Genomic DNA, 16,688 nt, shown 5'->3' on the forward strand with positions numbered 1-16,688 from the left:
GATCGGGGATTCGTCCCTATACGGACCCGGTCCCAAGGGCCCGGCTTTGCCGTGGCCCGCTTGTGGCATTGCAACGAAAGACCGGCGGAGCCAACCGCATGGCCTGTGAAACACACGAAAAGGAAACTGTGACGCATGTGCGCTAAAGCGACTATGGAAGAATTCGAGGCCCTTCTGAACGAGAGCCTGGAAATCGACACCCCGAACGAAGGTTCGGTGGTCAAGGGCAAGGTCATCGCCATCGAGGCGGGCCAGGCCATCATCGACGTCGGCTACAAGATGGAAGGCCGCGTCGATCTGAAAGAATTCGCCAATCCCGGCGAGGCCCCCGCGATCGCCGTGGGCGATGAGGTCGAGGTTTACCTGGACCGCGTCGAAAACGCGCGTGGCGAGGCTGTCATCAGCCGTGAGAAGGCCCGCCGTGAGGAAGCCTGGGACCGTCTGGAAAAAGCCTATGCCAGCGAAGAGCGCGTCGATGGCGCCATCTTCGGCCGCGTCAAGGGTGGCTTCACCGTCGATCTGGGCGGCGCCGTGGCCTTCCTGCCGGGCAGCCAGGTTGACGTGCGCCCCGTGCGCGATGCAGGCCCCCTGATGGGTCTGAAGCAGCCGTTCCAGATCCTGAAGATGGACCGTCGCCGCGGCAACATCGTGGTGTCGCGCCGCGCGATCCTGGAAGAAAGCCGCGCCGAACAGCGCGCCGAAGTCATCGGCAACCTCACCGAGGGTCAGGTTGTGGACGGCGTGGTCAAGAACATCACCGAATACGGTGCCTTCGTTGACCTGGGCGGCGTTGACGGCCTGCTGCACGTCACAGACATGGCCTGGCGCCGCGTCAACCACCCGTCCGAGATCCTGTCGATCGGCGAGACCGTCAAGGTCCAGGTCGTCAAGATCAACAAGGAAACCCACCGTATCAGCCTGGGCATGAAGCAGCTGCAGAACGATCCGTGGGATTCGGTGGAACGGTCCTACCCGATCGGTTCGGTCCACAAGGGCCGCGTGACCAACATCACCGATTACGGCGCGTTCGTCGAACTGGAAGCCGGTGTCGAGGGTCTGGTTCACGTCAGCGAAATGTCCTGGACCAAGAAGAACGTGCACCCCGGCAAGATCGTTTCGACCTCGCAAGAGGTTGACGTCATGGTGCTGGAAATCGATCCCGCCAAGCGCCGCGTGTCGCTGGGTCTCAAGCAGACCATGCGCAACCCGTGGGAAGTGTTCTCGGAAACCCATCCGGTCGGCACCGTCATCGAGGGTGAAGTCAAGAACATCACCGAATTCGGTCTGTTCATCGGCCTGGAAAACGACATCGACGGCATGGTTCACCTGTCCGACCTGTCGTGGGAACAGCGTGGCGAAGACGCGATCCAGAACTACCGCAAGGGCGATGTGGTCAAGGCCGTCGTCACCGAGGTGGATGTCGAGAAGGAACGCATCTCGCTGTCGATCAAGTCGCTGGATGCCGACAACTTCTCGGATGCGGTTGATGGCGTGAAGCGGGGTTCGGTCATCACCGTGGCCGTGACCGCGATCGAGGATGGCGGCATCGAGGTCGAATACAACGGCATGAAGTCCTTCATCCGTCGCTCCGACCTGTCGCGTGACCGTGCCGACCAGCGCCCCGAGCGTTTCCAGGTTGGCGACAAGGTCGACGTGCGCGTGACCAATGTCGACTCCAAGACCCGCCGTCTGGGCCTGTCGATCAAGGCGCGCGAGATCGCCGAAGAGAAAGAGGCCGTGGAACAGTACGGTTCGTCCGACTCGGGTGCCTCGCTGGGCGATATCCTGGGCGCCGCGCTGAAAGGCTCGGGCGACCGCTAAGCCTGTGGGGCCGCCCCTGCGGCGGCCCTGACCCTTTGACGGCCCCGCCCCCGTGGCGGGGCCGTTTTCGTTGCCCCGATTCGCGCCCCCGGCGCGCTTTGCCGCCCTCAGCGCCCGCGCGCTATGCGCAAAAACCCCTTCCCCCTGCGAAGGAGTGGCGGAAATCCGCTTTATTCCAAGCCTTTGCTGTTTGTGCCGCGCGATTTTCTGCCTATAGTCGGGCAGATAACGCCCGGGGGGTTCGCCCGGGGGACTCTGGGGGGATTTGCCACATGATCCGATCCGAACTGATCGCCAAGATCGCCGAAGAAAACCCGCATCTGTTCCAGCGCGACGTCGAGAAGATCGTGAACACGATCTTTGAGGAAATCGTCGAGGCGATGGCCCGGGGCGACCGGGTGGAGCTGCGCGGCTTCGGGGCGTTCTCGGTCAAAAAACGTGACGCGCGCACGGGCCGCAACCCGCGCACCGGCGACACGGTCGAGGTAGAGGAAAAGCACGTTCCCTTCTTCAAGACCGGCAAGCTGCTGCGTGACCGGCTGAACGGCGAGGACAGCTGATGATCCGCGCCCTGCGCTACCTGTTCCTGGCCGCGCTTGCGGTGGTGATGATCGCGCTGGCGCTGTCGAATCGCGCGCCGGTGGAATTGCGCGCCCTGCCGCCCGAAGCCGGTGCCTTCCTGGGCGTCGACTGGGCGGTGCAGGTTCCGCTGTTCCTGGTGATTCTGGGCGGGGTGCTGTTGGGGCTGTTGATCGGCTTTGTCTGGGAATGGATGCGCGAACACCGCCTGCGGGCCGAAGCCGCCCAGACCCGGCGCGAGGCGGAACGCCTGTCGCGTGAGGTGAAGAAGCTGCGCCAGGATACGCAGGGCCCGCAGGATGATGTGCTGGCGCTACTGGATAATTCGGCGCGCAAGGCCTAGATCGGGGCCATGACCATCCGTGTGAAAATCTGCGGGCTGACCGAGCCTTCTGCCGTGGCCGCCGCTGTCGCGGCCGGGGCGGCCTATCTGGGCTTTGTGTTTTTCCCGAAATCGCCGCGCAACCTGGCCATCGCGCAGGCCCGCGCGCTGGCGCTTGATGTGCCGATGGGCGTGGCCAAGGTGGCGCTGGTTGTCGATGCCGATGATGCCACGATCGCGGCGATCCTGGATCAGGTTCCGATCGACATGCTGCAACTGCATGGCCACGAAAGCCCCGATCGCGTGGCGCAGGTGCGCGCCCGCTTCGGGCTGCCGGTGATGAAGGCGGTGGGCATTGCCGAACCCGCCGATCTGGACCGGCTGCCCGCCTATGAGGCGGTGGCCGATCAGATCCTGGTCGATGCCAAGGCCCCCAAGGGCGCGGCGCTGCCCGGCGGCAACGGTCTGGCCTTTGATTGGCGGCTGATCGCGGGGCGCAAATGGGACAAGCCCTGGATGCTGGCGGGCGGGCTGACGCCCGACAACGTTGCCGCGGCGGTGCGGCTGACGGGGGCGCGGCAGGTGGATGTGTCCTCGGGCGTGGAAAGCGCGCCGGGGGTCAAGGATGGCGCGCTGATCCGGGCGTTCGTCGCGGCGGCCTCGGCATGATCCGCTGGCGCGCGGCGGTTGCGGACGATGTGCCCGCGGTGGTGGCGCTGCTGGCCGATGACGTGCTGGGTAAGGCGCGCGAGGGCACGGATCTGGCCACCTATCAGGCCGCCTTTGCCGCGATGCAGGCCGAGGGCGCCAATCACCTGATCGTGGCCGAGGATGTGGCGGGCCGGATCGTGGCGACCTATCAGATCACCTTCATCTCGGGGCTGTCGCTGCGCGCGGCGCGCCGGGCGCAGCTGGAATCGGTTCGGGTGGCAGGCGATCTGCGCGGGCAGGGCGTCGGGGCCGCGCTGATCGCCGATGCCGAGGCCCGCGCCCGCGCCGCCGGGTGCCGGCTGCTGCAGTTGACCACCAACAAGGCCCGTGCCCGCGCGCAGGAATTCTACGCGCAGCTTGGCTTTACCCCGAGCCATATTGGCTTTAAACGCGAGTTGGACTGACAGGGGACCAGCATGGCCGAAGATCTTATCAATTCCTTCAAGACCGGGCCGGATGAGAACGGCCGCTTCGGCATTTTCGGCGGGCGGTTCGTGTCCGAAACGCTGATGCCGCTGATCCTGGAGCTTGAGGCGCAGTATGAACACGCCAAGACCGATGCCAGCTTCTGGGCGCAGATGGACGATCTGTGGAAACATTACGTCGGCCGCCCCAGCCCGCTGTATTATGCCGAGCGTCTGACCGAACATCTGGGCGGGGCCAAGATCTACCTCAAGCGTGATGAGCTGAACCACACCGGCGCGCACAAGATCAACAACGTGCTGGGCCAGATCCTGCTGGCGATGCGGATGGGCAAGACGCGCATCATCGCGGAAACCGGCGCGGGTCAGCATGGCGTGGCGACCGCCACCGTTTGCGCGCGGTTCGGGTTGAAATGCGTGGTCTACATGGGCGCGACCGATGTGGAACGCCAGGCGCCCAACGTGTTCCGGATGCGCCTGCTGGGGGCCGAGGTGGTGCCGGTGACCTCGGGGCGCGGCACGCTGAAGGATGCGATGAACGACGCGCTGCGGGACTGGGTGACCAATGTGCGCGACACCTTCTATTGCATCGGCACGGTCGCGGGGCCGCATCCTTACCCCGCGATGGTGCGCGATTTCCAGTCGATCATCGGCAAGGAAACCCGCGAACAGATCATGGAACGCGAAGGCCGCCTGCCCGATACGATCATCGCTGCGATCGGCGGCGGGTCGAACGCGATGGGCCTGTTCTATCCCTTCCTGGACGACACATCCGTGCGCATCATCGGCGTTGAGGCCGGGGGCAAGGGCGTCAACGAAAAGATGGAACATTGCGCAAGCCTGACCGGCGGGCGCCCGGGTGTTCTGCATGGCAACCGCACCTATCTGCTGCAGGATGACGATGGCCAGATCCTGGAAGGCCATTCGATTTCCGCGGGCCTCGACTATCCCGGGATCGGGCCGGAACATGCCTGGCTGCATGATATGGGCCGCGCCGAATATGTCTCCATCACCGATACCGAGGCGCTGGAGGCTTTTCAGCTGTGCTGTGCGCTGGAAGGGATCATCCCCGCGCTGGAACCCAGCCATGCGCTGGCCCATGTGATCAAGATCGCGCCCGTCCTGCCCAAGGATCACCTGCTGGTGATGAACATGTGTGGCCGCGGCGACAAGGACATCTTCACCGTCGCCCGTCATCTTGGCTTTGACATGAAGGCCTAAGCGCAGCTTTGGCCCCCCGACGGGCGCGCCTTTGCGCCCGTCACGCCCCGGCGCCGGGCAATAACCGCGCCAGCCCCGCGACCAGCGCCGCATCGCCATCGCCCGCCACCGCGGCCACGCCCTGCGCGGCCAGCGCGGCGGCGTAAAGCCCTGGCCAGTCGCCCCTTCCCAGCACCCGCACCGGCTGGCCCAGCCACCACGGCCGGGTCGCCGCCAGCGCGGCGCCGATCAGGCTGCCTGTCTGGGTGGCGGCGGATGCCTCGGGCGCGCCCAAGTGGCGCAGCATCCGTTCGGGGCGCGACAGGCTGTCGGACAGGGCGGTCAGGAAATCCGGGTCATCGGGGGCGGGCGGGGTCAGGCCAAAGGCCGTGGCCAGCGTGGCATCGGCGGTGGCAACTGCGCTGACGACTTCGCCCGCGCTGATCTGCGCCCAGATGCAGCGCGGCCCCGGCAGGCAGATCACCCCGTCAAAGCCCGGCGCGGCGGCCAGCACCCCGCCGATCCGTGCGGCGGCGGCGGCGGGCAGGGTCAGGGGCGGATTGGCCTGCACCAGCCCCGGCAGATGGATGACACCGGCGGCATCGGGGCGCGGCAGGTCCGGGGCTTGGGGCAGGGGCGGGCAGGGCAGGGCGCGCGACGCCGGATGGTTCAGCCCCGCCGCCACCACCGGCAGCACCCCTTGGCCCGGGCCGCCGCGCCAGTCTGCAAGGCGCGCCGGGGCCTCGGCCATCGGGGCCTGCCAGCGTGCCCGGATCTGGCCCGTCGCATCCACGCCAAAGGCGCGCAGGCCTGCGGCCTCTGCCTCCAGTGCGATCCAGGAAATTGTGCTGTTCATGGCGCCGCCCCGTTTTGCCCGGTCTGGCGGCGCAGAAAGCACGCTTTCGCCCGGCGATCAACCGATCGCGCGGATCAGTTTTGGGCCAGACAGTCCAGCAGGGTCTGTGCCATGTCGCCCAGCAGCCGGTCATAAAGCGCCGGGCCCGGGTCCAGCAGGCTGCCCGCGGGGTCAAGCGTACCGCCCAGCCGAACCTCGGTGCCCTCAACCACGATGGCCAGCTGCTTGGGGTCGTGCTGCGCCTCGGGGAAGGCACAAACAACGCCCTGCGCGTCCAGGCGGTCGCGCAGATCGGCCAGATGCCGGGCACCCGGCGCGGTGGCATCGCCAAGGTTGACCGAACCGGCGACGTTCAGCCCGTAATGGCTTGCGAAATAACCGTAAGCGTCGTGAAAGACGATGAAGGGCGCATCGCGCACCGGGGCCAGATCGGCGGCAAGCCGGGCATCCAGCGCCGCGATCCGCGCGCTTGCGGCGTCGGCATTGGCGCTGTAGCGCGCGGCATTTTCCGGATCGGCGGCCGACAGTTCCGCCGCGATCACCGCCAGCCAGGCGTGGGCATTGGCCGGGTCAAGCCAGGCGTGGGGGTCAAGCCCGTCGTGGGCGTGATCGGCGTGATCCTCGGCGCCGTGTTCCTCGGTGTCATGCGCCTCGGCATCATGGTCGTCGTGGTCGTCATGCCCGCCGTGATCATGGGCCGCAGCATCGCCGAAATCGCGGCGGAAGGTGGTCTCGGCCTCCAGCAGGGCAACGGTGCGGGTGTCGGCGGCCAGCCCGTCCAGCGCGCGGTCAAGCCAGGGGGTCATGCGCGCGCCCACCCAGAAGACCAGGCCCGCATCCTGCAGCGCGCGCGCATCGGCGGGGCGCATCTGATAGTTATGGGCATTCGCGCCCCGATCCAGCAGCAATGTGGGCGTGCCCAGATCGCCCATCACATCGGCCACCAGCGCATGCACGGGCGGGATGTCCGTCACGACAGCGGGGGGCGCAGCCAGAGCGGGCAGGGCGGCAAAGCCAAGCGGCGCAAGCGCCAGAAGGGGAAGGCGGGACATGGGAACTCCGTTACGGCTTGTAGGTTCGGCGGGCGTTATTTATGTTATAGCGTAACAGGTCAAGAGAAATGTGATAAGATAACCAAATGCAGGATATCCCCCCGCAGCCAGACCCGCAGCCCGATCCGGCCACGCTGGCCTTTGCCCGCCATGACCACAGCCATTGTGCGGGCGACACGCTGGCCCGGGCCGAGGCAGTGGCCGCCGAACGCGGCGCGCGGCTGACCCCGGTGCGGCGGCGCGCGCTGGAAATCCTGCTGGAAGCGCATCGCGCCATGGGCGCCTATGAGGTGCTGGACCGGCTGGCCGCCGATGGCTTTGGCCATCAGCCGCCCGTGGCCTATCGCGCGCTGGAATTTCTGGTGGAACATGGGCTGGCCCATCGCATCCGGCGGCTGAACGCCTTTGCCGCCTGCATGCACCCCGGCCAGGACCATGCCCCGGTCTTCCTGATCTGCCGGGCCTGCGACAGCGTGGCCGAGGCCGCGGGCGAACCTGTGCGCGCCGCGCTGGATACGGCGGCGGCGGCGGTCGGGTTCACGGTTGAGCGCGCCAATATCGAGGCATTGGGCCTGTGCCCCGCCTGCACCCAGGGGGCCGCGGCATGAGCCTGATCGAAGCGCGGGGCCTGGGGGTGCGTCACGGCGGCGCGGCGGTGCTGCAGGGGGTGAATTTTGCCATCGACCGGGGTGAAATCGTGACCGTGGTCGGGCCCAATGGCTCGGGCAAATCGACGCTGATCCGGGCGCTGATCGGCCTGCAACCGCTGGCCGAGGGCCGGGTGACGCGCGCGCCGGGGCTGCGGATCGGCTATGTGCCACAGCGGCTGCATCTGGATGCCAGCCTGCCGATGACGGTGCGCCGCTTTCTGTCGTTGCCGCGCCGGGTCAGCGATGCCGCCGCGCGCGAGGCGTTGGCGCGGACCGGCGTGGCGGGGCTGGAGACGCGGCAGATGGCGGGGCTTTCGGGCGGGCAGTTTCAGCGCGTGATGCTGGCCCGCGCGCTGTTGGCCCGGCCCGATATCCTGATTCTGGATGAGGCGACGCAAGGCCTGGACCAGCCCGGCACCGCGGCCTTCTATCGCCTGATCGAAGAGGTGCGGGCCGACACCGGCGCCGCCGTGCTGATGGTCAGCCACGATTTGCATGTGGTCATGTCGGCCTCGGACCGGGTGATCTGTCTGAACGGGCATATCTGCTGCGAGGGCACGCCGCGGGTCGTATCCGCCGCGCCGGAATATCGCGCGCTGTTCGGGCTGGGCACGGGCGGGGCCTTTGCGCTGTATCGGCACGACCATGACCACGATCACGACCATGACGCGGGCCACGGCCATGATCCGGCCCACCCGCATCAGGCCCATCCGCATTCCCACGGCAACACCTGCGCGGGGCACGATCATGCTTGACGATTTTCTGACCCGCGCCGCGCTGGCGGGGCTTGGCCTGACGCTGGCGACCGGCCCCCTGGGGGCGCTGGTTGTGTGGCGGCGCATGGCCTATTTCGGCGATGCCACGGCCCATGCCGCGATCCTGGGGGTGGCGATTTCCTTTGGCTTTGGCCTGTCGGTCTATGCCGGCACGTTGGCGGTGGCGCTGGGCATGGCGATCACGGTGGCCACGCTGGCCGGGCGGGGCCATGCGATGGATACGACGCTGGGGGTGCTGGCGCATTCGGCGCTGGCGCTGGGGCTGGTCGCGGCCTCGTTCCAGTCGGGCCTGCGGGTGGACCTGAGCGCCTGGCTGTTTGGGGATATCCTGGCGGTCAGCCGCGCCGATCTGGCGGTGGTGGCGGGGGGCGCGGTGGCGGTGCTGGCGCTGCTGGTCTGGCGCTGGCAGGGGCTGTTGACCGCCACGGTGAATGAGGAACTGGCCCAGGCCGCCGGGCTGAACCCGCGGCACGAACGCCTGGCGCTGACCCTGGCGCTGGCGCTGGTGGTGGCGGTGTCGATCAAGATTGTCGGGGCGCTGCTGATCTCGGCGCTGCTGATCATTCCGGCGGCGGCGGCGCGCGGGGTGGCGCGCACGCCCGAACAGATGGCGGTGGCGGCCACATTGGCGGGGGCGGTGTCGGTTCTGGCAGGGCTGGGCGCATCCATGCGGTTCGGCACACCCGCGGGGCCGTCGATCGTGACGGCGGCCGCGGCGCTGTTTTTGCTGTCGCTGCCGCTGCGCGGACGGGTGGGCGGCTGAACGCCCGCCTTACCGCCCGACGCTGGTATAGGCGATAAAGCCCGCCTTGGCGGCATCGGCCTGATTATAGATGTTGCGCAGGTCCGCCATCCGCGCCACCGTCATCTTGCGGGCCAGTTTCGCCAGATCCAGCGCGCGGAATTCGTTCCATTCCGTCAGGATCACCACGCAATCGGCGTTATGGGCGGCCTTGTAGGCATCATCGGCCCAATGCACGCCGGGCAGCAGCGCCTCGCCCTCGGCTTTGCCTTGCGGATCGACGACGCGCACCTTGGCGCCGGCCCCCACCAGCGCGGGCACGATCGTCAGCGCGGGGGCATCGCGCATGTCGTCGGTATTGGGCTTGAACGTCACCCCCAGCACCGCCACCGTCTTGCCATTGACCGAGCCCTCGCACAGATCGACCACCTTGTCGATCATCCGCCGCTTCACCTCATCATTGACCTTGATGACGGTTTCCACGATCTGCATGGGCACGGCATGATCCTGGCCCATCCGGGCCAATGCCTTGGTATCCTTGGGGAAACAGGATCCGCCATAGCCGGGCCCGGCATGCAGGAACTTGTTGCCGATGCGCCCGTCCAGGCCCATGCCGCGCGACACCTCCTTGATATTCGCGCCCACCCGTTCGCACAGCTGCGCGATTTCGTTGATGAAGGTGATCTTGGTCGCCAGAAAGGCGTTGGCGGCGTATTTGATCAGCTCGGCCGTTTCCAGATCGGTATAAAGGATCGGGAATTCCCGCAGGAACAGCGGGCGATAGATCTCGCCCATCACCGCCCGTGCGCGATCCGAGGTGACGCCGACGACGATCCGGTCGGGGCGCATGAAATCGTCGATCGCCGCGCCCTCGCGCAGGAATTCGGGGTTCGAGGCCACGTCGAATTCCGCATCGGGCCGCACCCGGCGGATCGTGTCGGCCACCATCTGGTTGGTGCCCACCGGCACGGTCGATTTCGTCACGACCACGGTGTAATGGGTCATGGTGCGGGCGATTTCCTCGGCCGCGGCGGTGACATAGGTCAGATCGGCATGGCCGTCGCCGCGCCGGGTGGGCGTGCCCACGGCGATAAAGACCGCGTCGGCACCGTCCAGCGCCGCCGCCAGATCCTGCGTGAACGACAGCCGACCGGCGGCCACGTTCTTGGCCATCAGCTGATCCAGACCCGGTTCAAAGATCGGGACCTCGCCGCGCAGCAGCATGTCGATCTTGCGCGGGTCCTTGTCGACGCAGACCACCTCATGGCCGAAATCGGACAGGCACACCCCCGAGACAAGCCCGACATATCCGGTTCCGATCATTGCGATTTTCATGTGCCAGTCCCCAAGCCGATTGCGCGGGAACATTCGCCCGCGCCCCCTGTCGTGTCAACTGATGGGGCGCGCGTCGGGGGGGCAAATGGGGCAGGGGTGTGGCGGCTGTCGCCGGCACGGGTTAGGGTCGGGCGGGGAATCTGGCTATTCTGCAACAGTTGTATGCGCTGCGGTGCAGCGCACCCGGATTTTTCTTTGCAACCCAGCACATCTGTGCAACTGTCAAACGTGATGCTGTCGGCGTCGGCGGCTCTCTACAGTAATGACGGAGAATATCATGAAAAAAATCGCTACTCTCGCGCTGGCCCTCGGCCTGACCGCTTCGACCGCTTTCGCCGGCGGCTACTCGGCTCCCGTCGTGGAAGCTGAACCGGTTGTTGTCGAGGAATCGTCCTCGTCGAACCCGGGCCTGATCGTTCCGGCGCTGCTGCTGCTGGGCGTCATCGCCGCGGCTTCGTCGGATTCCTGATCCGACCGATCCGCAAGGATTTGGGATGGCCGGAGAGCTTGGCTCTCCGGTCATTTCATTTTGGCGGGCTGCATCGACCGGTGTCGGCTGACCAATGGGATGCGCCTTGCGAAAATGCCAAGGCCCGCCGCGATGCGACGGGCCTGTGGCGTGAAAGGGGCCGGGTGTCAAAGGGTCAGGGGCGCAGGGTCTGGATCGTGACATGGCCCAGCTGCGGGCCGATCCATTGCCGCGACAGCACGATATAGCCAGCGCCGTTGACGACATAGTTGTTGTCAAAGCGCAGACCTGAGCCGGTGCAGGCTTCCTTGACCTGTTGCCCGTTATGCGGCGTTCCGGCGATTTCGAAGGCCTGATTTGCGCCCAGGGTAACCGTGCAGCGCAGCGGCAGCGGGCGTTCGATCCCCTCGCCATCCAGATAGCGGTGCAGTTTGTCGGCGCTGCCCGCGCGCCGACCGCGCACCAGCGCCGTGACCGCGGCCAGTTCGGATGACATAAGGTCGTGGCCCAGCCCCCGGGTGCCCGCCAGCATCCCGTCGCGCAGGATCAGGCCCTGCTGGTTCGGCGTCATGTAGCTGCGCATCGCGCCATTCTGCCCGCTCAGGCCCAGAACGGTGGTCAGGCCCTGCGCCTCCAGCGTGGCCAGAATCAGTGGCCCGCGATTGGACGCCAGCGCAGACCGCGCCATCGCCTCGGTATCGACGGGGGCGGCCTTGGTCTTGCCAGGCATCAGCGTGGCGACCACGCCGCGCACCACGCCGCCCGCGATCTGCGCCTTTTCGGTCTGGCCCGTATCGCTGCCGCAGCCCGCGACCAGCGCCAGCCCCGCCGCCAGAAACGCCGCACGTGCCCCGATCATCGCCAGAACCTCCCCCAGCCGTCATAGAGATCGCCCGTGTGGTTGCCGCGCACGGTTTCATACAGCCGGCCGTCCACCTCCAGGCGGGCGCCGCCGTCGCGCGTCAGCGGGCGGATCGTCGTCTTGACCTTGTTGACCGAGGGCTTGCCCGTCGTCCAGGCCACCGGTATCGAGACGCGGATGCCCTTGTCGAATGACCCTTCGCCGAATTCTTCCTCGGACATGTCGGTGAAGGTGGCGAATGCCCCCACGCTCCAGCCATTGGCGAATTCGCGGTCGATGGTGATGGTGGCGCCCCAATCCTCGTTCAGATAGCGGCCCACGTCCAGCTGGCCGGTAAAGCCCTTGCCGATGTCGTAATAGGCCGAGGCATGGCCAGTCAGCACCTCATAGTCGTGAAAGCCGAAATGCTGCTTGAAATCGCGCTGGCGGACGTAATTCGCCTCAAGGCCCAGGGCCAGGCGGCTGTCCACCGGCTTCCACAGCAATTCACCCGACACGCCGCCATACATCCGTTCCAGCAGGCCCACGGTGACGCGGCTATACAGGTTTTCGCCCGGCCGCGCATACCAGCCCATGGTCAGGTTCTGGATCGCCAGATCGCCGTTCTTCTGGTATTCGACCAGATCAGAGCGCACATGCGTGCAGCGCGGCGGGTCCAGCACGGTGCAGCCATCGTCGGTCCAGGCGGTGGAATCAGATACGCGGGTGCTGTCATCCAGATTGCCAAAGGCCTTTTGGCGCACCGTCCCCGACAGGATGAACCCCGGGGCAAATTCGTATTTCGCCGACAGCGACACGCCCACATCCATGCGGAACGGATCGTCGGGGTCAAAGATCGAGGCTTCGGCATAGGGCGTCAGCGCCCATTGGAAGCGCGGGAACAGATCTTCGGTCGGGCGCAGCCCCTGCGCGGGAGTGGCGGCGGCATCGGTGATGCTGGCGCGGCGCAGGATTTCATTCGCGTTGCGGTTTTCCAGCGCCTCAAGATCGCTGCGGCGGAAGGTGACCGAGGACACCGGCATCCCGCGCTGCACCGAGGTGATCACGATCGTCTCGACCGAGGGGGGCAGCGCCCGGGTCAGCATGCGCGCGGTGTGGCCGATGGCCTGGGGCTGGGCGCCGTAGGTTTCGTTGCGCACCCGCACCTCGGCCCGCGTGGCCGACAGCGACATCGATTCCAGCACCTGCCCGTCCTTGGCCAGGCTTTCGGCCAGCACCGCCTGAACGCCGGGCAGCACCGTCGGATCGGCGGCCCAGGCCCCGGACCAGCCTTCGGGATCGGCGGCGGGCGCGGGGCGTGGGCGCACCGGCAGCGGCGCCTTTTCGATGCCGGACGGGAAGGGCGGCTTGCGCGGGTCGATGTTCAGGTTGAACTGGAACCCCACTTCCGAGCCGTAAAGATAATAGGCCGAGACGCTGGCCGTCGGGTTGATGCGGTAATCGAGCGCAAAGTTCACGCCGGATTTGCGGTCGAACCCGTCCTCGGCGACCTCGCGTTCATAGGCGTCTGACGAATATTCCGCCTTCAGCGTCAGCTGATCGGTGGCCTGCCAGGCCAGGCCAAAGAAGGGTGCGGCCTCGCCGCGGAACCATTGGTCGGTGTTGGCCTTGCCACCCTTGCCGAAATCCAGCGACGGGCGGTCGCCAAAAGGCGCGCCGATACCGCCCTCGGATCCCAGCCGGCCCCAGCCCAGGCCCGCCGTGGCCCGCAGGCGCGGGGTGATGGTTTTGGTCGCAACGACATATTCGCCCGAATAGACGCCGGTGCCGATGAAATCGCGCAGGCCCACCGCCATCGCCGGGCGCCAGCCCGACTCATCCAGGAATTGCCAGTGAACGTCGAAGGAGCGGTCGTAAAGCGCCGTGCCATCGGAAAACAGCCCCGGCACGCGCGAATAGCGAAAGGCGCCGGTGACGCGGGGCGCGATCTGGAAGGTGAAGGTGTTGCGCTGCGTGCCGCCCATGCGAAACACCGACCCGCCCAGCGTGCCATCGGGGCGCACCTCGGCGGTGGGCATGTCGATCAGCCCGGGCATGCCGAAGCTGCCCCGGCTTTCGCCGATCATCGGTTCGGCCAGCCCCGCCGGCGCCGCCGCCGTGGTCGCCAACGCCAGGGTTGCGATTTTGACTGCCGTCTTGCGCTTGCCCGCCACGCGCGTCCCTCCTGCCGTGCTTTTTAGCGTTTATACCCGTTTTTGTGCGCCTTGCGAGGGCCAATAGGCGGGCGGTTGCATTTCACGGGCAAGGGGTTGCCGATCTGCCAAGGTGCGGCGGCGGGGGATGCGGGCGGGTCGCGCTGACCCGCCCGGGCCCGTGGTCACATGCAGGCGTCAAACAGCGCGCGGGTGTTTTCGCGCGTCATCTCGACCGGGTTGCCGCCGCAGGACGGATCTTCCAGCGCCATCTCGGTCAGCTCATCCAGGCGCGCGGGATCGACCCCCATCGCGGTCAGGTTTTCCGGGATCGACAGTTCCGTGCGCAGCGCCATGATGCGCGCGCAAAAGCCATCGAACCCGCCCGCGATGCCCAGATAGGCGGCGGCGCGGGTGATGCGGTCTTCAATCGCGGGGCGGTTGAACGCCAGCACCATCGGCATCACAACGGCATTGGTGGTGCCGTGATGCGTGCCATAGACCGCGCCCACCGGGTGCGACAGCGAATGGATCGCGCCAAGCCCCTTCTGGAAGGCGACCGCCCCCATCGCGGCGGCCGACATCATATGCGCGCGGGCCTCAAGATCGGCGGGGTTGGCATAGGCGCGGGGCAGGTTTTCAAACACCAGCCGCATGCCTTCCAGCGCGATGCCCTGGCTCATCGGGTGGTAGAAGGGGCTGCAATAGGCCTCAAGGCAATGGGCGAGCGCGTCCATGCCGGTGCCCGCGGTGATGAAGGCGGGCATGCCCACCGTCAGTTCCGGGTCGCAGATCGTGACCGTGGGCAGCAGCTTGGGGTGGAAGATGATCTTCTTCTTGTGCGTGGCCGAATTGGTCAGCACGCCCGCGCGCCCGACCTCGGACCCCGTCCCGGCGGTGGTGGGCACGGCGATGATCGGGGCGATCTTGCTGGCGTCGGCCTTCGTCCACCAATCGCCGATATCCTCCAGATCCCAGACCGACAGGCTTTCGGGCTGATCGACCATCAGCGCGATCATCTTGCCCAGATCCAGCGCCGATCCGCCGCCAAAGCAGATCACCCCGTCATGCCCGCCCGCGCGATAGGCGGCGATGCCCGCGGCCATGTTGCCCTCATTCGGGTTTGGGTCGACCTCGGAAAACACTGCCCGGCCCAGGCCCGCGGCCGCCAGCTGGTCCAGCGCTGCGGCGGTGATCGGCAGGCTGGCCAGCGCGCGGTCGGTGACCAAAAGCGGGCGGGTGATGCCCGCCGCCTTGCAATGTTCGGCCAGTTCCGCAATCCGGCCCGCGCCGAATTTCACCGCCGTTGGATAGGACCAGTTCGCCCTGAGGTTCATTTTGTCACCTTCTTGAGATGGTAGGATTTCGGCCGGGTCACCGCATGGAAGCCCAGCACCGACAGGCTGCCGCCGCGCCCGGTGTCCTTGCAGCCGGTCCAGCACAGCGCCGGATCAAGGTAATCGCAGCGGTTCATGAAGATCGTGCCGGTTTCCAGCCGCGCCCCGATCGCCGCTGCGCGGTCGGCATCCTGCGTCCAAAGCGAGGCGGTCAGGCCATAGGGGCTGTCGTTCATCACGGCCACGGCCTCATCATCATTGGCGACCTTCATGATGCCGACAACGGGGCCAAAGGATTCCTCGCGCATCACGCGCATTTCGTGGTTCACATTGACCAGGATCTGCGGGGCCAGATAGGCGCCCCCGTCATCGGCGGGGAACAGCGCCGGGTCGATCAGCGCGGTCGCGCCTTCGGCCAGCGCCTCGGCGATCTGGTTGCGCACCACCTCAGCAAAGCGACGGTTGGCCATTGGGCCCAGCGTGGTTTCCGGGTCGAACGGATTGCCCAGTTTCAGCGCCTTGACCCAGGCCACGGCCTTTTCGACAAAGGCGTCATACAGGCTTTCGTGGACATAGATCCGTTCAATCCCGCAGCAGCACTGGCCCGCGTTATACATCGCGCCGTCCATCAGGCTGTCCACCGCCGCATCCAGATCGGCGTCGTCCATGACATAGCCGGGGTCCTTGCCGCCCAGTTCCAGCCCCATGCCGGTAAAGGTGCCAGCCGCCGCGCGTTCCATCGCCTGACCGCCCGCGACCGAGCCGGTGAAGTTGATGAAGTTGAAGGCGCGGGCGCGGATCAGGTCTTCGGTCACGTCATGGGTCAGCACGACGTTCTGGAACACGTCTTCGGGGATGCCTGCGGCGTGAAACGCCTCGGCCAGGCGTTCGCCCACCAGCATCGTCTGGGTGGCATGCTTCAGGATCACGGTGTTGCCCGCAATCAGCGCGGGCGCCAGCGTGTTGATCGTGGTCAGATAGGGGTAGTTCCAGGGCGCGACGATGAAGACCACGCCCACGGGTTCGCGCGCGATGCGCCGTTCGAACCGGTCCGAGGCCTCGGCCACCATCGGCGCCAGCGCATCCGCCGCGATCCCGGCCATATAATCGGTGCGGTCGTTCACGCCGCCGAATTCGCCGCCATAGCGGGTGGGGCGGCCCATCTGCCAGGCCAGTTCCTCGACGATGCGGTCCTTCATCGCGTTCAGATTGGCCACGCCCGCCTTCACCAGCGCGATGCGTTCGGCCAAGGGCCGCGCGGCCCAGGCGCCTTGCGCGGCGCGGGCGCGGGCGGCGGCGGCCTGCGCCTCGGCCAGGGTCAGGGCCTGGCGTTCGGCATAGACCCGCCCGTCCACCGGCGAGATGCATTGGATGATCTTGCTCATCTGTCCTTCCTTCGGGCGGCGCGCGCCCCTGATCTGG

Annotated in this window: 17 protein-coding genes; 10 read left to right on the top strand and 7 right to left on the bottom strand. The window is 66.9% G+C overall.

Annotation, left to right across the window (positions count from 1 at the left end; genetic code table 11):
* The first annotated feature begins 135 nt into the window (after positions 1-135).
* From rpsA to trpB, 6 genes are all read left to right on the top strand, one after another.
* Positions 136-1,821 (top strand): 30S ribosomal protein S1, encoded by a 1,686-nt coding sequence (rpsA, locus tag MXB90_RS07590; RefSeq protein WP_250043135.1) that lies wholly within the window; start codon positions 136-138, stop codon positions 1,819-1,821.
* Between the two features lie 272 nt (positions 1,822-2,093).
* Positions 2,094-2,381: an integration host factor subunit beta gene (gene ihfB / locus MXB90_RS07595; protein ID WP_250043138.1), complete on the top strand. Its 288-nt coding sequence runs from the start codon at positions 2,094-2,096 to the stop codon at positions 2,379-2,381.
* The gene (locus MXB90_RS07600; protein ID WP_284040767.1) at positions 2,381-2,743 is read left to right on the top strand and encodes a lipopolysaccharide assembly protein LapA domain-containing protein; all 363 of its coding nucleotides are present in this window, start codon (positions 2,381-2,383) and stop codon (positions 2,741-2,743) included. The genes ihfB and MXB90_RS07600 overlap by 1 nt, the downstream gene beginning before the upstream one ends.
* Positions 2,744-2,752: 9 nt before the next feature.
* Positions 2,753-3,391 (top strand): phosphoribosylanthranilate isomerase, encoded by a 639-nt coding sequence (locus MXB90_RS07605; protein WP_250043143.1) that lies wholly within the window; start codon positions 2,753-2,755, stop codon positions 3,389-3,391.
* Entirely contained in the window at positions 3,388-3,837 is a 450-nt protein-coding gene (locus MXB90_RS07610; protein WP_250043147.1) for a GNAT family N-acetyltransferase, read from the top strand. Before MXB90_RS07605 ends, MXB90_RS07610 begins: the two co-directional genes overlap by 4 nt.
* Positions 3,838-3,849: 12 nt before the next feature.
* On the top strand, positions 3,850-5,076 hold the full coding sequence (trpB, locus tag MXB90_RS07615) for a tryptophan synthase subunit beta (protein ID WP_250043150.1): 1,227 nt from the start codon (positions 3,850-3,852) through the stop codon (positions 5,074-5,076).
* A gap of 40 nt (positions 5,077-5,116) precedes the next feature.
* Here the strand turns inward: trpB and MXB90_RS07620 are convergent, their stop codons facing one another.
* Both MXB90_RS07620 and MXB90_RS07625 read right to left on the bottom strand, forming a co-directional pair.
* A complete protein-coding gene (locus tag MXB90_RS07620; protein WP_250043153.1) occupies positions 5,117-5,911 on the bottom strand; it encodes a 2-dehydro-3-deoxygalactonokinase in 795 nt (264 codons plus the stop codon).
* Between the two features lie 74 nt (positions 5,912-5,985).
* Positions 5,986-6,963: a zinc ABC transporter substrate-binding protein gene (locus MXB90_RS07625; protein WP_250043155.1), complete on the bottom strand. Its 978-nt coding sequence runs from the start codon at positions 6,961-6,963 to the stop codon at positions 5,986-5,988.
* 86 nt (positions 6,964-7,049) lie between these two features.
* Here MXB90_RS07625 and MXB90_RS07630 point away from each other — a divergent pair, with 86 nt between their 5' ends.
* The 3 genes from MXB90_RS07630 to MXB90_RS07640 are packed head-to-tail and all read left to right on the top strand — an operon-like array spanning position 7,050 to position 9,152.
* The gene (locus tag MXB90_RS07630) at positions 7,050-7,571 is read left to right on the top strand and encodes a Fur family transcriptional regulator (protein WP_250043159.1); all 522 of its coding nucleotides are present in this window, start codon (positions 7,050-7,052) and stop codon (positions 7,569-7,571) included.
* Positions 7,568-8,368: a metal ABC transporter ATP-binding protein gene (locus MXB90_RS07635; RefSeq protein ID WP_250043163.1), complete on the top strand. Its 801-nt coding sequence runs from the start codon at positions 7,568-7,570 to the stop codon at positions 8,366-8,368. Before MXB90_RS07630 ends, MXB90_RS07635 begins: the two co-directional genes overlap by 4 nt.
* Positions 8,361-9,152, top strand: a complete 792-nt coding sequence (locus MXB90_RS07640; RefSeq protein WP_250043166.1) for an iron chelate uptake ABC transporter family permease subunit — start codon at positions 8,361-8,363, stop codon at positions 9,150-9,152. The genes MXB90_RS07635 and MXB90_RS07640 overlap by 8 nt, the downstream gene beginning before the upstream one ends.
* A gap of 9 nt (positions 9,153-9,161) precedes the next feature.
* Here the strand turns inward: MXB90_RS07640 and MXB90_RS07645 are convergent, their stop codons facing one another.
* Positions 9,162-10,466, bottom strand: coding sequence for a UDP-glucose dehydrogenase family protein (locus MXB90_RS07645; RefSeq protein WP_250043168.1), 1,305 nt, complete (start codon positions 10,464-10,466; stop codon positions 9,162-9,164).
* A gap of 277 nt (positions 10,467-10,743) precedes the next feature.
* Between MXB90_RS07645 and MXB90_RS07650 the strand changes: the two genes are divergently transcribed.
* Entirely contained in the window at positions 10,744-10,935 is a 192-nt protein-coding gene (locus tag MXB90_RS07650; RefSeq protein ID WP_250043171.1) for a hypothetical protein, read from the top strand.
* A gap of 175 nt (positions 10,936-11,110) precedes the next feature.
* Here the strand turns inward: MXB90_RS07650 and MXB90_RS07655 are convergent, their stop codons facing one another.
* The 4 genes from MXB90_RS07655 to MXB90_RS07670 all read right to left on the bottom strand — a co-directional run bounded on the left by MXB90_RS07655 (position 11,111) and on the right by MXB90_RS07670 (position 16,651).
* Positions 11,111-11,794, bottom strand: coding sequence for a YjbF family lipoprotein (locus tag MXB90_RS07655; protein WP_250043173.1), 684 nt, complete (start codon positions 11,792-11,794; stop codon positions 11,111-11,113).
* Positions 11,791-13,950, bottom strand: coding sequence for a YjbH domain-containing protein (locus MXB90_RS07660; protein WP_250043175.1), 2,160 nt, complete (start codon positions 13,948-13,950; stop codon positions 11,791-11,793). Before MXB90_RS07660 ends, MXB90_RS07655 begins: the two co-directional genes overlap by 4 nt.
* Before the next feature lie 164 nt (positions 13,951-14,114).
* Positions 14,115-15,266, bottom strand: coding sequence for an iron-containing alcohol dehydrogenase (locus MXB90_RS07665; RefSeq protein WP_250043176.1), 1,152 nt, complete (start codon positions 15,264-15,266; stop codon positions 14,115-14,117).
* A complete protein-coding gene (locus MXB90_RS07670; RefSeq protein ID WP_250043179.1) occupies positions 15,263-16,651 on the bottom strand; it encodes an aldehyde dehydrogenase family protein in 1,389 nt (462 codons plus the stop codon). The genes MXB90_RS07665 and MXB90_RS07670 overlap by 4 nt, the downstream gene beginning before the upstream one ends.
* Between the last annotated feature and the right edge of the window lie 37 nt (positions 16,652-16,688).

The organism is Phaeovulum molybdatiresistens, assembly GCF_023544865.1.
GTDB lineage: Bacteria > Pseudomonadota > Alphaproteobacteria > Rhodobacterales > Rhodobacteraceae > Pontitalea.